Genomic DNA, 16286 nt, shown 5'->3' with positions numbered 1-16286 from the left:
GCCCTCCAGCGAGCATGGATTGGCCTTCGTGCAAGCGCTTCCGTTTCCGGACGGCGATGCCACGAGGACTGCTTGTGTCCCAGACTCCACTTGCATCCAAGCGTCCGTAGGCCGATCGTATCTCAACCAGACGCCTACGAGTATCGCCACGATGAAGACCAACGTCCCTATCCACAGCCAACTTATTCTCTTTCCTCTCATCCGATTAACCTTCCCTTCACGATGAGGTCTCTCGGCTGCATCCGAACAAGCTCACCGACTCTTCCGCAAGCAAGTTCTAAGAGAAGAACGAATCTTCCCTTAGCCATACTTGCATATTGGATAATCCATGTGTACTCTGCGACTACTGTGCTGCCTTCCAAGCTTGAAGTTGTTTTTGTTTCTCTTCCAGGATTTTGTTCACTCCGGCTTTGTCCAGCTTCTCCAGAAACTCTGGCAGCAGCTTCTCTGTATCGCCGATGCCCGCGCTCAGTGGTCCATCATACTGCTGAATGACCGTTGTAACCTGCGCTATCTCTGTCTTTACGAGTTCCGGGTCGAAGCTAAATCCGATCATAGGCGAGTAGTCGGCGTTCTCGTTTACTTTCTTCGTCTCTTCCCAAATGCCGACGAGCTCGGGCGAGAGATAATAGCCATTGAACTGGTTGCCGAACATCCAGTCGGATCGCGGTTCATACCCGGACCCTGCTATCGGCTCGATCACTTCTTCGGTTGCTTTGGTATAATGCTTGCCTTCGATTCCGTTCGCCAACAGATTATAAAGCTCCTTGTCCGTGTTGATCAGCTCCAGGAACATCATAGCCCGTTCCGGATTCGAAGAAGTCTTGCTGATCGCGGTCATCGTAGCGATGGCGCGGTTCGTCGTAATCATCGGCTCATTCAACGCCTTGACTACAATGGGACGGCCGCCCCACAGCCCTTGTTCCTCGACTTCAACGCCAGGTTTGATCGGCAAGTTGAATTTTACGGCGAATTTGCCTGTTTCCAGACCAAGATCGCTCTGGACGTCCTTCTTGGCATACCCCTTGTTGTACCACGATCGTGCCAGCGTTACCGCTTGCTTGTATTCCTCGGTCGCATATTGATTGATGACTTCGAGATTGGCATCGCTCAGACGAACCCAGCCCGGGATGCTGTCATCGCCGATCGAATCGAAGCCATAATACGTCGGCTGATTGATCAGGGTAGGCATATTGAACAGAGGATAGATGTCACTCTCATTTTGTTTGATCTGCTCCAGGAACGGTTCCATATCTTCGACCTTTTTGATCGCGGCAGCATCGAAATTGTATTTTTCCGCAAGCTCTTTTTGCACCCCGACACCGTACGCAATCGCCATGATCTGGTAATTGATCGAACCATAGATTTTCCCATCCACTCTCGTCGCATCCCATACGATCTCCGGCACGCTCGCCTTTAATTGCGGTGCATAGTGGTCCAGCAATTCATCAAGCGGCAGTAATGCTCCTTTGGAGATATTCTGAAAATAGTTGCCTACCCATGGCGCTACAAAAAGGAGATCAAACTTTTCCCCGCCGCCAATCATAACGTTTAACTTCGTTCCGTAATTGGACCAATCCAGGGGCTGCAGCTTGATCGTAGCGTTAATCTTTTCCAGCAGGATCTTGTTCATTTCATCCTGGACGAGTGCGAGATCGGCCTGAGGGCTGCCCAGGTAGTAATACTTCAACTCGACCGGCGGCTGCTGAAAAATATCGTTCTCGTTGTTCTCCGAGGTGATCGGCGGTGCGGTATTCAGATTGGTATTGCTTGTGCACCCCCCCAGTGTAAACGCCACCAACATCAAATAAAACATCGTTCGAATCCTTCTTGACATGGACGAGCACCCCTTCATGAATCGGTTTATTCCAAATTTTGCAGGCCTGCTGTTATTTGGACCTCTCTTTTTTACTTCAATTTTCAGCCTGTTCATAGAGCAAATACGAACGATTTCGTCAAAAACTATGGATGGCGTCTATTACTTTGGATGGGAACTGGCGAAATGACCAGCTCTTGGGCAAGGAAGCAAATCATTTACTTGCTGTCATGTAGATGTCTCAGTTTATAGTCGCTCAGCGATACGCCCATTTTCTTCTTGAATTGCTTGTAGAAATAGTTTTTGTTTTCGATTCCGACCCGCTCGAGGATGTCGCTAACCGATCCATTATGATCCTGCATGATGCGAAGCACATGACGAATTCTCACTTCCGTGATGGCATCGGAGATGGATTGACCTGTGGATTCACGATAGATCTGTCCCAAGTACACCTTGGATAGCTTCACGGTCTCGGCGAGACTCTGCAAGCTCAGATTGGGATCAACATACTGTTCTTCGATATGCTTCGCTACGGCATCGACGATGACTTGTGTGCGACTCCGCGACTTGCTCAGGATCGTCTGTGCGATGCTTGCGAACAGGACCGCAAATTGCCCTTCGACCTCGTCAAGCGTTTCCGCTTCGTTCAGCTTGGCTGTGAAATCATTAAAATCGATGTTGAACTGTAAGGAAGACGAATGCTCGATCGCTCTGATCTTCTGGTTGATCCGATAAATCATAACGTGCAATATCGATAGCATCGAGGTATAGGAGCCCTGCCTGGCATCGGCTATCACGCTTATTAGCTGTGCATACGCTTGGTCCCCTTTGCCGGATGCAAGCCGTTCCAGCAGCTTCTCCATCATGGGGATGGGCACTTGAGACGATGCGTCGGATTTTTCCAGGGTGGCGCTCTTCGTAATCAGGGCGCCATGTCCGAGCAGGAAGCGATATTTCGAAAGCTGTACCACTTGCTGGTACGCTTCATTCAATAAGTGCATGTCTTCATAAACCTCTCCCAGGGTTGAAGTAAACGAAAGCCTGAGATATTGGGACGACCACTCGCGGGCCTCCGTCAACATACGTTCCAGCAGTTCCTCCTGCACCTGCTCGTCCAGATTGAGGACGCAGACCATACGATCCTCTCCGATATCCACCACCTCGCAGACATAGTGCGGAAGCAACAGCTCCTCCAGCACATTGAGAAGCGCAAAACGAATCAACGCTTGATCTCTTGGCGTATACCGCTGGGCAAAGGCTTGCAGGTGATCGAATTGAATAAAAACGAGACGATAGCGCTTGAACGGATTCAACCGCAGTCGATGGGTAACGAAGCTTTTGCATAGGCTGTTCATCTCCAGGCGCTCGCGCGACAAGAGAAGGTTGTGCAAGGCCTCGGTTTTGCTCCTTAGCTGTTGTTTCAGGTCAAGGGACTTCGCATGATGAAACGTATGAGAAAAGCGATCGGACAAATACGTCATCTCATTGGCGGATGACTCCGGATGATGCGAAGGAGATTCGGTGATATCCTTGACCTTGCGTACCAGCTCGCCAATGGGAAAATAAATTCGTCTCGATACGAAATAGGCGAGACTGAATCCGGCCAGTACGATGATCGAGCACATCCCTATCGTCATTCGTTTGATGCTCGTTAGCGGCTGATAGATCAGGTCGTAGGGAATGACGTTGATATATGTCCAATCGAGATGCTCGGAATCGGTATAGGTAGCCAGCATCTTGTCCTTCCCGATGGTTACGACTTTGCTCCGAAGGGAGGCGCTGGCTGGATCGTGATCCTGCATAGGCTGCAGGTTCCACTGGTGTTCGTAATTTCCGGTGGCATCCATCACCAGATTGCCGGCTTTATCCACAATGACGATATTGCCGCGAGTCTTGTCGCTCTTCGAGGCCAGAGTATTTACGGTGTCGCGAAGATAGTCGGCCTTGATATTGATGATGACCGCGCCCTCGATTCGCCCGTCGCGAGAGACGTAATCGTAGAGCACATAGGTGAACACCTCTACTTCCGTCTGCTTGAGCCCGGCGACATCCAGCGGGATTTTCCGCGAGATCGGTTTCACTTGCTTCGGCTCGCTGCCGAGTTTTCTAAGCACGTCAAAAATGCCCTTGTCGGCTCCCGCGCGCTCCCAAGCATACGTATAGGAGGAAATATACGTTTCCGTTTTCCCGTTATAGACATAGATGGAATGCACGAGAGGATTAGAGCTTGCCCAGATGCTGAGCTGCTCCCTCTCCCAAACCAGGTCCGACGTTTCAATCGTGTCCGAATACATCAGGGGCGTCGTGCTTGAATCCTTGAAGATGGAGAAGGCGAGATTTTTCGCCGAATCATCCATATAGTTGGCGCTGTAGCTGATCTGAGCCAGATTGCTCCGATTGGCCTCCTCCAACGTGCGGGACACCACCTGGCCCACATACGTATAGAGGACCAATGACAGAATCAATACAAGAAAGGTGACGATAATCGTGATCGATATAAACATGGTTGAAAAAAAGGATCGATTGGTTATCCATCTCCGCATCCTCTCCCCCTCTTTCTATCATAGAATCGGTTAGAAAAAGGGGCTCTCGGCCCCTCGACTCCGGTATTTTGTCACTCCCCCCGATCGCGGGTAAAATACTTGCGAATGAAATAAGCGGGCGTACAGCTCCAGGCATGGCAATAACTGTTGATCAAGTGACTCCCGTAGGGCGAGCGTTTCGAGTCTGACCGATCATAGAGCTCCCAGAACGTATCTGCTCCGCTCACTGCCATCGCTCCCCAATAAGCTCTCATTTCTTCAAGAGCCTTGTCTTTCCTGCCGCATAGCAAAAGGGCTTCGATCAGGTGATGGTAAAGATAGGGCGTGACGGGACGGATGTCGGGATCTTGATCGAACAGACGATCCATCAACTCGCCTTGACGCTCTGCGTCAAGCACCTCCGCCAGCACCATGAATATTTGCGAAGCCCAGGAGACCTGCGCCTGAGGGCCGCTAATAAAGAAGCCGTGGTTCCCGTCCCAGAGGTGCTTCATTGCGGCTTCCGATACGACAGCGATTTGCTCTTCGAGCCAACGGGCGCGCTCGGGCTCATTCTGTTCATAAGAGAGAGCCAGTCCCCTTCTTAGGCAATAGATCAAGATAGCCTGGGCCGATGCCTGTTTATTCAACTCCGTATGCCAGTCGATCGAGCACCACCAGGACGAGTCATCCTGTACGATCCCACGGTCATCCAATCTGCGCAAGGCGATGCCGATCTGCTCCCAAGCGACAGGCCACAAGTCCGTCAACGTATCCCTATCCTTCGTAGCATAATAGTAATCGTGCAAAGTGGCTACAAAAAATAGCGAGTAATCATATAATCGGACATCGTCTACCTGAGGATGAGGCCTCTCGTACACGCAGGCGCCGACCGCCCCGTCCGCAAGCGTCATTCCGCCGAACAGGTAGAGGCATCTTTTGACGAGATCCCTATTTCCGAATGTCTCGTAATTCGCGAGCGCCTGCAATCTGAGGTCGCCAATCCATAGTCTTCTATCGCGCTTGGGTCCATCTTCGAATACCGTCTGCATACAATTCTGCAGCGTTCTCCTGCCGATCCTATCCATCTCTACGAGGTCGGTCGGGGTCGATGCCGGCAACGGCTCCACCAAGGTGACATCGGCAGACGTCACCGCGATGCAGCGGATATCCGTAAACTGGACGTTGTATTTCGGAGAGGTGTCCAGCACGATCACCTTAACATAGCGAAAAGCGTATCTGCGGGACGGCCGAATCACGGCTGGCAGTACATCGACATAGATCGTCTCCTCCTGCAGCCACGATTTGCTCATCTCCCCCTGATAGCTCTCAAAAGGCTCCGCCACCTCGCAAGGCATCTCGCCAAAAATCAGATTTAGACTAAGCGGAGCATCCGGCAGTCCGCCCGTCGGCGTAACGGAAAGGCTCAAATAACCGACATAATGATCCCCAAAATCCAGAATGAAGCTGTCGTTCTTTCCGTAAGACAGGTGCTGGCATTCCCCTGCATCGTGTAAGGCATGGGTTGCCCATCCTTGGAATGCCTCCTCCTCCGCCACGACTTCAATCTCGCTTACCGGGCGAACGATCGTCTCGTACAGGGTCGGAACAAGTAACTCTGCCCGATCCACAAAGGTCTGATTCACCTGCAACTGTTTCTCTCTCCCCTCTGTTCAGGCAACAAAAGGACACGCCTGTCTGTTTATTTTTAATGGATTGGGCAGCAAATTCATAGTGTAAAATGTATAGATTTCAACAATAACTATGGATGAACGCCTTTTTTTTCGCAAATCGAAACTGAAAAGGCTAATCGAATAACGGAGGATTTTGCACTGGAGGGGATCGGGAGCAATGCACAGCAAAAAAAGACCTTGCGCACCTTCAAAAGATGCGGCAAGGCCTCGACTCCACTTCCGAACTTGCTCCTGCGTTATGCCAGTAACGGTCCATTCGACTCGCATAGGTAGCGGCGCGACCGTCCCAGGCCGTCGCATCCAGCCAGGCATTCATATCGCAGCCGCGGCAGTGCCAGCTGCCAACATCACTCGGGCACAGCTCTCCATCAGCAGACAGAACGATCGGTTATGCCCGATATAGAACGAAGACAGGTCGTAGCGATGCCGTCCAGGCTCATACGTGACCAGCAGCCGATGCTTCATGCGCTTCATCGCCAGCCTGGCGAAGGCATCCGCTCGCGGCGATGCCAGCAGGGTAATATAGGCATATAATGAATGATCCTCCGGCTCGTCGAGCGGACTTACGCCCGCACAGGAGTACTCCGTCTCGATGCCTAGACGCTTGAGCAGCATAAGCGCGGACAACAGCTCCGCATCGATTTCATTCCCGCCAAAGCACACCGTCTGCTTGGCTCGCAGTCTCGATTTGGATGCGACGACCCAGCGGGACAGCTCCTCGTCTCTGCGACTCCAGCGCCGTTCGTCATGCGAGCTGAGGATTATCTCCGATTCATCACTGTAGCTGACATGAGCCATTATGCCACTCTCCTCTATCGTTAGAACGCGGGCAGCGGGTCTGACAGCGTACGCCAATTGCCGCTCATCTCCTCGGCAGTCAGCAGCGCGCTATCAAGGGAACCGGTAATAGCCTCCTTATCCAGCTCGAGCCCGATCAAGACAAGCTTGGTTACGCGATCGCCCCATTGCTCGTCCCAATCCGGGGATTTTGGGTAATCGTCGCCGAAGTAAGCGACTCGCTCCTCCTCCGACAACGAGGCTACCCATAATCCCGCAGGGGCCAATTGCCGCGATACACCCGCCTGACTGAAGGAGATCGCTGTAGCGTTGCGCGTAGCCAGCCACAGCACACCTTTGGAGCGAACGACCGATTTCGGCCATTTCGCCATCCACTTCAACAGCCGCTCTGGATGGAACGGAATTTTGCGTGTGTAGACGAAGGAAGAGATACCGTACTCCTCGGTTTCCGGCGTATGATGCTCCTTTTGCAGCTCCCGAATCCAACCCGCCGACTGACTCGCCTTATCGAAGTCGAACAATTCGGTATTGAGAATGTCTCTTGGATCAATCTGGCCATGACTGGCCCGGATCAGCCTCGCGCCCGGCTGGAGCCCTCTGAGCGTAGCCTCCAGCCGCTCCAGCTCTGCCTCGCTGACGAGATCGCACTTGTTCAGGACGAGTACGTCGCAGAATTCGATCTGATCGGTGAGCAGATGCACGACATGGCGCGTATCCCCCTCGCCCGCCTCCTGATTGCGCTGCATGAGAGATTCCGGCGAGTGATAGTCCTGCCAGAAGTTGAGCGCGTCCACGACCGTCACCATGCAGTCCAGCCGGGTCAATCGGGACAAATCGATCTGCTGATCCTCGTCGACGTAGGTGAAGGTCTGGGCCACTGGCAACGGCTCGCCGATCCCCGTCGACTCGATAAGAATATAATCGAATCGGCCTTCTAAAGCCAGCCGCTCCACCTCTTGCAGCAGATCGTCGCGAAGCGTGCAGCAGATGCAGCCGTTCGACATCTCCACCAGCTTCTCCTCCGTCCGACTCAGACCGCCGCCTTCGCGGACCAGTTCGGCGTCGATATTAACCTCGCTCAGGTCGTTGACGATCACCGCAACCTTTAGCCCCTCCCGATTGTTCAGGACGTGGTTTAGAAGCGTTGTTTTGCCTGCGCCCAGATACCCGCTTAAGACGGTCACCGGAATCCGCCGCCGTTCCTCCTGCTTGCTCATCCTCTTTGTCTCCTTCCATCCTCTCGATCCTGAGCTCACGATATCCAGAATAGGCCCTCCGGATCCAGCTCGACCTGCTCCAGCTGACGCTCGAAGTCGGGGTCCGGCTCGATGGCGGAAACGGGCATGAAGCTCCCGTCCTCCCCCTTTGCATATACGCACCAGCCCCCCGCCTCCAGCCGGAATTGCACGATGTCGGCTCGACTCCAGCCCAGCTCCGGATATGACAGCCTTCTCTCGCACAAGGTCAAGACGTCGCCTTCCCACTCATAGATCAGCCGGATCGAGGCGCGCATCCCCTGCGGCACCTTCGCTTCGATATAGCCATCCAATATTTTTTCCAGTCTTCTGACAGTGAACGGGTCCATCCTTCCTCACCCCCAGCGTTGTGCTGTTACCAGCTGGATTTCTTAATGCCGGGGATTTGCCCCTTGTACGCCAGCTCCCTAAACACGATACGCGATACCTTGAACTTTCTCAGATAGCCATGCGGCCTGCCGGTCAATTCACATCGGCTGTGCAGACGAGTCGGCGACGCGTCCCTCGGCAGCTTTTGCAGCCCCTCGTAATCCTTGTTTTCCTTGAGCTGCTTTCGGAGCTCCGCATATCGTTCTACCATAGCGCGCCGTTTCAATTCCTTGACAACCTTAGATTTTTTAGCCACAATAACCTCTCCTTTAATTGTAATTATTACGATTAATTATAACCATCATGGTCAGAATTGCAACCCCCAAATCGCGCCTTCGCTTCTGCACCTGTGTATTCCCACGCTCCTTGCTGACATGCCAGCGGAGAAAGCGATTCTTTGGGCTTTTCTGAGTAGCCGATACGCCGTATCTGCAATCAAAAAAGGAGCTTGCCCGAAATTCGAGCTAGCTCCTCAAGGGGCTACATGCCACAAGTTCAAGTTGACTCAGTCCGATCCTACGGTTCAGTCCCCCAGCTCAGCGTGCCGCCTACATAAGCGGTGACTTTATTCCAATCCACATAAGCGGTGCCTGTTGCATTAAACGAATAGTCATTGGTTTGGGTATAGTTGCTCCAGTCGTTTTTGGAAATGCGCAATTGGATGTCGATGGATTGACCGGCTGCAAGCGAACCTGCACTCGATGCAAACGCAATCTCGGCATAGTGGTCGGCGTTCGTTTTGGGAGTCGCTAGCGCCGCGAACGTACCGGTGATGCTGCCGCAGCCTGCGCTCGACCAATCGCAGAAGAAGGTTTGCCCAACGTTGCCGTCCACGGTGTAGTAATATTTGACTTTGACGCTGGACAATGGCACAGCCGAAGTGCCTGTGTTCACAATCTTGATGCGAGGATTAAGCGTGTTGGTCGTTGCTGTCGTATTCCCGTTGAACAGCTGCACTTTAATTGAACCACTTCCAGCGGATGTCGTATCCACGACCGAGATCGCGATTGCTTTGCTAGCCCCGGCGCTAAAGTTAAAGGTCAGCGTCGTTGTGCCGACAGCTTGAGCAGCCAGATAAGCTTTTTTTATCGTAACTGTGGACCCGGAGACGGTATAGTCTGTTCCGGCAACAAGCGTAGCCGCTCCATTTTTGATGCTGGACAACGTATTGCCGTTTAAGGTCAGCGTCACCGCAATGTCCGCCTGGTTGGCCGTCTTCTTATCGAATGTCGCTGTCGTTGGCGTGATCCCCGAGTTGTTGCCAGCGGGAGCGCCCATCCCGCTCATGATCGCATCGATGATGCCTTGCTGGGTGACCGTATTGGTAAATCGGTCGAATAGTCCGAATCCAAACTGTCCGTTAAACCCGTTATCCCAATAGACAGGCACAGAGCCGTATTTCTTGGCCGTTGCCGTCAAGGCCTTGGCGTAGATCTCACGGTACGCAGGATTGGTTGCATCGAAGTTGCTTTTATCAATGGAGCCGAACTCGCCGATGACGGCAGGATAGCCTTGGACGACGAAGGTATCGTACACCGACTTGAGCTGCGATTCCAGATAGTCCTCTTGTCCCCAGGTCGATCGCTTGGAGGGGTCGGTCGCTGTCGCTCCCCATTGGGTAATGCTGCCGGATTCCTCGCCGGCGAAGTCCCACGGAGAGTAATAATGGACGGAGATCATAATCCTCTTCTCGGAGCTTGGAATCGAGGAGGATCGGTATTGGTCCGTCGGCATGACGAAGCCGTAATTGCCAACCGTATAATCAATCGTTGTATTCCAGCCCGGGACGAGCAGCCACCTCGCGCTGTTGTTGCCGCCGGTCTGTCTCACCGTATCTACAAAAATCTGATTATACGCGTTCAGGTTGGCGTAATACGACAGGTTCGGGTTGTTGTAATTGCCGTCGAACACTTCGTTCATCGACTCAAAAATTAACCGCTCGTCATAGTCAACGAATTTGTTGGCGATTTGCTCCCATACCTTTTGATATTTCGCCCGAATCGCTGTTTGATTGCTTGCGTTGACTAACAGCCAAGCGCCATTGACCGAATTGAAACCGTCTCCATGAATGTTGATGACGACATATAATCCTTCATTATAGGCGTAGTCCACCACTGCTTTGATGCGGTTTAGCCAAGCGGCATCGATCGTATAGTCGGGGGCGCTTCCGATCAGATTGAGGTAAGAAACCGGGATGCGGATCGTTTTGAAGCCGGCGGCCTTGACCATTTGGATGAGTGCGGGCGTAATCGTCGGATTATTCCACGCCGTCTCGCTTGGCATCCCGTTAATACTCGCTTCAAGCTGGTTGCCCAGATTCCAGCCTGCCCCCATCTCCGCTACGATCTGAGAAGCGTTCAACTGCCTGAAATCCGGTGTCGGCGCTGCCGATGCCGCCTGGCTCCAGCCGGTAATGGCGAGTGCCACAGCTAACACGACAGCTAACATGTAGGTGCTGATCGCTTTCACTTTTACCCTCATTCTATCGCTCTCCTTTGCTTATTTGATTAGAATCACATGCAATGAACAGCAACGACGCCACATGTCCTCCTTTCTATTTGTTCGATTCTATTTGATCAAAGCGGAGCATGTATATCCTAGATGTACCTTTATTATACATAATTTGTAACTATTATCAATCTCAATTTTGAAAAGGCTTTCAACTTGCAGATAATAGAAAAAATCCCCTTCCGGGGATTTCATTCGGCAAACAGCCTTCCTCAATTTCCGCTAACCCTGGTACGATCTCCCCTCTCGGCGCTAAGAATCCGATTGACCAGTTCCACGCTAATGAGCATAAGAAGCAAAATTATGAATACGGCGCTTGGAAATAAGGCCGTGCTCGTCAAGGTCACAATCAGCCCAAAGAGCGGCGGTATGAACGTACTGCCGGTGTAAGCAACCGCCATCTGGTATCCCATCAGCTTGGCTGAATTTTCCTTCCCAAACCGAGCAGGCGTTTCGTGAAGCAACCCGGGGTAAATAGGCGCGAAGCCGAGGCCGATCAAAACAAACCCTGCCATGCAAAACGAGTCAGGCAGAGGGAGAAAAAACAGGATACATCCCGCCATCGCGATCCATTGACCAAAGCGAATTAAAAGTCGGTTTGATACTTTGAAGGTGATGAAGCCCGTGATCAATCGACCAACCGTAATCCCGCCATAATATAACGCGATCCAGCCTGCCGCCGTCTCCGGATTCACCTCGCGGGTCTCTACCAAATAGCTGGCTCCCCACAAGCCAACCATCGCTTCAGCACCGCAATACAACAGAAAAGAAAGCAAGTTTGGCTTAATTCCCTTCAATCGAAAAACGTTAACTTGTCTGGCGCGACTTTCTTCATCCGGCTCAGAGACCTCATCCTTTTGTTCGGCTGCTCGCATGGAATCTCGTATGGCAGCTACTCGTTTCCATAATGGCAGTGTGATGAACAGAATCGCGACAAGCACAAACTGAAGGATCGCTACCGCTGTATAGCCTCCTCGCCAAGAAAAAGGCGATGCAATAAAACCAGCCATAATAATCGGCCCGGCTGTAGCTCCGACTCCCCAAAAGCAGTGAAGCCAGCTCATGTGGTGCGCTTTATAATTGTCGGCAACATAGTGATTCAAAGCCGCATCGACCGCTCCTCCCCCAAGTCCCAAAGGCACGGCCAGTCCAATCAGCCAGACAATCGACGGAGCCATGGAAAACCCCAGCAATGCTGTCGCAGTCAACAAACAACTGAACAAGGTAAGCTTCCCCGTGCCCAACCATTGGATCATCTTGCCACTCGCCAGACTCGAAGCAATCGTTCCTCCGGCAATGACCATAGCCACAAGCCCCGCAGACCCCATGGAAGAATCGATCTCCGGCCAAATAACCGGCCACGCCGCCCCTAACAACGAATCAGGAAGACCGAGACTAATAAACGCCAAGTAAATAAGGATTAAAAACCAAGTGACCATCGTTGTTCCCTTCCGGCGCCTTTACATGCATCGATGTTGATTCAAGCGCATATCGTTGTTGTGTACTTCGTATCTATTAAAATAGTACTCATTTTTGTTGGTGAATTCCACCAAAAATCTCCGCCCCTCTCGCCGTATCGTCCATCCTCACGGTACATGCCCAAAACACGAGCGCGATCACGCTGACTGCAGCCCCTAGTATGCACACACCAAACCACCCCGCCCATGAATAAATCCAGGTCGACAGTACCGCTCCCGCCGCGCTGCCGAAGGAGTAGAACATCATGTAGCCCGCCGTCAGCCTGCTCCCCGCCTCTGGGCGAGCCTTTAATATCATGCTCTGATTGGTCACATGCACCGCTTGGACGGCGAGGTCCAGCATAATCACCCCAACGATGAATGGCCATATGGAATGCTGAAGAAAGCTGATCGGCCACCAGGAAATCGCCAATAGCAGCAAAGCGATGCCGGTCGTCCATTGTCCCAGCCCGCGATCGGCCAGTCGGCCCGCACGGCGGGCGGCCAGCGCCCCTGCTACACCCGCAAGCCCAAACAGGCCAATGACGGTGTGGCTAAACGACAGCGGCGAAGCGCTCATCGGCAGGACCATGGAGGACCACAGAATACTAAAGTCAAAAAAAATCAAAAACGCCAGTGCGCCACGAATGCGTAATAACGGCAGATGCACGAATAAATCCTTCATCGAGCGGAGCATCCCAAGATACGTACGCCTATCGCTCGGCAACCGTTGCACAGCAGGTGTAACCTTCAGGAAGAGCAAGGCCAGACAGGTCATAATGACCGAAGTAACGACATATACTGCTCGCCATCCAGCCAGATCCGCCAAGCTGCCCGCAAAGGTCCGCCCCAGCAGTATCCCGATGACAATTCCGCTCGTCACGATGCCAATGGCTTGGCCACGACGCTCCGAAGAGGCGCGATGCGCGGTAAGGGCAACGAGAACTTGGGCAACGACTGCCTGCGAGCCGACGATCCCTATGCTGATGAACAGCGCCCACGCATTGGAGGCCAGCGCTACGAAGGCTGATGCAAGCGCGATACAGATCAACATGCCAGTGACGAGTCGTCGTGGATCAAGCAAATCCCCTAGCGGAACGAGGAAAAACAATCCAAGGGCGTAGCATATCTGGGTCATCGTTACTATGCTGCCAATGATCGTGCTGCTAATGCCAAACTCAGAAGCCATCGCCTCTAGCAACGGTTGAGCATAATAAACCGTGGCGACAGCCGCCCCGGAGATAATCGCATACAGCAAAAGTGTCGCGTTCGATAACTGCGCTTGTGCCCCCGTCTTGCCCGGGCGATGTTCTGTAGTAGTTGTCAACGCTAAAACCTCCACATAACATACTGAACGGTATGTTATTTTAGTGCCAATTAACTCACACATTCGATGGAATGTCAACAAAAACTTGAGCTTTCCATTCGATTCCTGTACTATATATTGTACCGAAAGGTAGTCAAAATCGACGTTTCACCTTGTCAGGAGGCATCTTATGGCTAGAACTCGAACGTTCGATGAGCAAAAGGCATTAACTGACGCGATGCATGTCTTCTGGGAGAAAGGGTATGAGGCTGCTTCGCTCATCGATTTAACCTCTCGGATGGGGATTCAGAAACCGAGCATGTACGCTGCATTCGGAGATAAAATGGCGTTGTTCGAGTCGGCGCTCCGCCATTATAATCAGTTGCACGCCAAAGCCGTTCGTACGAAGCTGACCAACAGCGACAGCGACAGCGTGAAGTCTGCCTTCAGACGTTTGTTTATGGAGGGGGTATTTCCTGCCGCAACCGATGAACGACATGGCTGCTTCTGCATTAATACGATGGTAGAGTTAGGTCCGCATGATGCGAGGTTTGAGGTGTTGACGCGGGAGCATCAGCGTTATCTGGCGACAATCTTTGAGGATGCGCTGAAGCAGGGGATTAGCTCGGGAGAGCTCGATGGGACTATGGACTGTCCGGCAGCGGCGCAGTCTCTGGTGGTGGCCTTCATCGGCATCACCGTGCTCAAGAAAGCCAACCCCGATCGACAATGGCTGGAGAGTTGTATCGATGCGGCGCTATCCGTGCTATCTACTCGCCCACGTCTATAAATAAAGTCATGAAAGGATGAGCTCAATGTCTGCAAAAACAAGCTTGATCACAGGCGCCAACTCAGGGATCGGCTATGCGACAGCGGAGGGGCTGGCTAGCCAAGGACATCACATTATCATGGTGTGCCGCGATGCGAAGCGAGGAGCAGCGGCCCAGCAAGCGATCATAGGGCAGACAGGCAACGCAAAGGTAGATCTGCTGATCGCGGACTTGTCCTCCGCCAAGGAGATCGCACGTCTGGCGCAGCAGGTGAAGGAACGCTACGACAAGCTCGATGTGCTCATTAACAATGCAGGAGGCTTATTCAGCCGCTATGAGACCAATGACGAGGGCTTTGAACTGACCTTTGCGGTCAATTATCTCGCTCCCTTCTTGCTGACGCGGCTATTGCTACCCAAGCTGCAGGAAGTCGGGGCAGGCAGGATCGTCAATGTCGCCTCCATCATGCAAGCCAAACAGTTTGACCTCGAGGCAGCGGCCCATCCCTCCACATCTGCCTACCGCAGCATGCAGGCGTACAAGCTCGCCAAAACGGCGGTGCTAATGATGACGTATCATATGGCCGGCGAGCTGTCCGACAGCGGCGTGACGGTTAATGCCCTTCATCCGGGAGTCATCTACACGCCCCAATCCGCGCGGACTGCGCCTGCCTTTGCCAGGCCGCTGATGAAGCTGTTCATGCAGTCGCCCCAGCAGGGCGCTCGCACCTCGATCTACCTGGCAACCTCCGATGAGGTAAAGGGAGCAACGGGCAAGTTTTATAAGAGCATGAAGGTTGCGCGAACGGTGGCGATCGCTTCGAATGTCAACAAGCAAAACGAATTGCATGAAAAAAGCAGGTTGTGGATGGCTGCTTATTTGGGTGATCATACTTTATAACCCTGTTGACATCGAGTAGGAGGCTACCCATGCCGCAGAGTCGTTAACAGCAGAAAAAAGCAAGCCAAGCGCACGCTGCCAGGAGCGCTCTTGGCTTGCCGATGTTTAAGCTATACTCTTACACCGTCTGCCTTGACTTGGATACATTCATATATTACTCTCGTCGTTAGACTCAATACTATGCCTGATTCTTCCGTCTCTCTGATCGCTGCATGCGAAAGAGATTCCCCTATCTCGACTTGCCCTCCCGGCATCTCCCAACCTCTTTTGGGCCCTTTAATAAGGAGTAATTCGTTTTTTTCATTAATGGTAATTGCAGCCGCAGATACGATATGTTTTGGAGGATTCATCTGTTTCTCTCCTTTGCATGGTTTTAGAACACAGGCCCAAGCTCAAGTTGTTACCCAATATCCATACCATTCCAGACAACTAAATGAACAAAAAGGTTCATTTTTCGTTTCTTCGCGTGTCACGCTTGAGCATAACTGCCTTCGGTAGTGGAAGACTTTCGAAACTATCTGCATCGATATCGAGATGGCAGCCAAGGGAAGGCCATGCCGCCAGTCGTTCACAATGGGCTAATCATTCTGTTGCCATAGCCCGCCGGTGCTGAGATCAGGGTTAATTTGCGGTGCAAGCCCTTGTTTAGCTATGATGGCTTTCATAATTTAGGTTATAGATTTTGGCTCTGCTCTATGTCCTCCACTTCTATCCCTATAGTTGGAAATGGATTCCCATCAACTGTAAATGTGCTTGTCGTTTTATCATCAGTCTTCCATAGATTTATGTTTGGCCCTTCGTGTAACTCGATAATTGCAAAGACTCCAAAATTAGCCGCAAGCGTTCCTCCCAAGAACTCTACATACCATTCAACCTAAATTACGAAAGCC

General features: G+C 52.2%; 12 protein-coding genes and 1 pseudogene. 2 read left to right on the top strand and 11 right to left on the bottom strand.

Annotated elements, in window-relative coordinates:
* Positions 1 to 343: 343 nt before the first annotated feature.
* The 10 genes from PA598K_RS33175 to PA598K_RS33130 all read right to left on the bottom strand — a co-directional run bounded on the left by PA598K_RS33175 (position 344) and on the right by PA598K_RS33130 (position 13810).
* Positions 344 to 1933, bottom strand: a complete 1590-nt coding sequence (locus PA598K_RS33175) for an ABC transporter substrate-binding protein (protein WP_128661027.1) — start codon at positions 1931 to 1933, stop codon at positions 344 to 346.
* A gap of 101 nt (positions 1934 to 2034) precedes the next feature.
* A complete protein-coding gene (locus PA598K_RS33170; protein WP_128661026.1) occupies positions 2035 to 4359 on the bottom strand; it encodes an AraC family transcriptional regulator in 2325 nt (774 codons plus the stop codon).
* Positions 4360 to 4430: 71 nt separating this feature from the next.
* Complete coding sequence (locus PA598K_RS33165; protein WP_260405742.1) at positions 4431 to 5984, bottom strand: alpha-L-rhamnosidase-related protein; 1554 nt, start codon at positions 5982 to 5984, stop codon at positions 4431 to 4433.
* 360 nt (positions 5985 to 6344) lie between these two features.
* On the bottom strand, positions 6345 to 6830 hold the full coding sequence (locus PA598K_RS33160; RefSeq protein ID WP_128661024.1) for a hypothetical protein: 486 nt from the start codon (positions 6828 to 6830) through the stop codon (positions 6345 to 6347).
* A 20-nt stretch (positions 6831 to 6850) separates the two neighbouring features.
* Positions 6851 to 8047, bottom strand: coding sequence for a GTP-binding protein (locus tag PA598K_RS33155; protein ID WP_128661023.1), 1197 nt, complete (start codon positions 8045 to 8047; stop codon positions 6851 to 6853).
* A gap of 35 nt (positions 8048 to 8082) precedes the next feature.
* Positions 8083 to 8415 (bottom strand): DUF3024 domain-containing protein, encoded by a 333-nt coding sequence (locus PA598K_RS33150; protein WP_128661022.1) that lies wholly within the window; start codon positions 8413 to 8415, stop codon positions 8083 to 8085.
* Between the two features lie 26 nt (positions 8416 to 8441).
* Complete coding sequence (gene rpsN, locus PA598K_RS33145) at positions 8442 to 8711, bottom strand: 30S ribosomal protein S14 (protein WP_128661021.1); 270 nt, start codon at positions 8709 to 8711, stop codon at positions 8442 to 8444.
* Between the two features lie 260 nt (positions 8712 to 8971).
* Positions 8972 to 10936 (bottom strand): cellulase family glycosylhydrolase, encoded by a 1965-nt coding sequence (locus PA598K_RS38485; RefSeq protein WP_260405741.1) that lies wholly within the window; start codon positions 10934 to 10936, stop codon positions 8972 to 8974.
* Positions 10937 to 11175: 239 nt separating this feature from the next.
* The gene (locus PA598K_RS33135) at positions 11176 to 12402 is read right to left on the bottom strand and encodes an MFS transporter (RefSeq protein ID WP_128661020.1); all 1227 of its coding nucleotides are present in this window, start codon (positions 12400 to 12402) and stop codon (positions 11176 to 11178) included.
* A gap of 88 nt (positions 12403 to 12490) precedes the next feature.
* Positions 12491 to 13810, bottom strand: coding sequence for an MFS transporter (locus PA598K_RS33130; RefSeq protein WP_128661028.1), 1320 nt, complete (start codon positions 13808 to 13810; stop codon positions 12491 to 12493).
* 106 nt (positions 13811 to 13916) lie between these two features.
* Here PA598K_RS33130 and PA598K_RS33125 point away from each other — a divergent pair, with 106 nt between their 5' ends.
* The gene (locus PA598K_RS33125) at positions 13917 to 14516 is read left to right on the top strand and encodes a TetR/AcrR family transcriptional regulator (RefSeq protein ID WP_128661019.1); all 600 of its coding nucleotides are present in this window, start codon (positions 13917 to 13919) and stop codon (positions 14514 to 14516) included.
* Positions 14517 to 14541: 25 nt separating this feature from the next.
* Positions 14542 to 15396, top strand: coding sequence for an SDR family NAD(P)-dependent oxidoreductase (locus PA598K_RS33120; RefSeq protein ID WP_185602377.1), 855 nt, complete (start codon positions 14542 to 14544; stop codon positions 15394 to 15396).
* 164 nt (positions 15397 to 15560) lie between these two features.
* On the opposite strand, the pseudogene PA598K_RS33115 reads toward PA598K_RS33120, so the two are convergent.
* Positions 15561 to 15746, bottom strand: a pseudogene (locus PA598K_RS33115) (NUDIX domain-containing protein); the annotation flags it as partial.
* Positions 15747 to 16286 lie beyond the last annotated feature (540 nt).

Origin of the sequence: Paenibacillus sp. 598K, assembly GCF_003851045.1 — a bacterium.
Classification (GTDB): Bacteria; Bacillota; Bacilli; order Paenibacillales; family Paenibacillaceae; genus Paenibacillus_D.
Note: the sequence above shows the minus strand (reverse complement) of the source record. Positions and strands in the feature narration are given on the sequence as shown.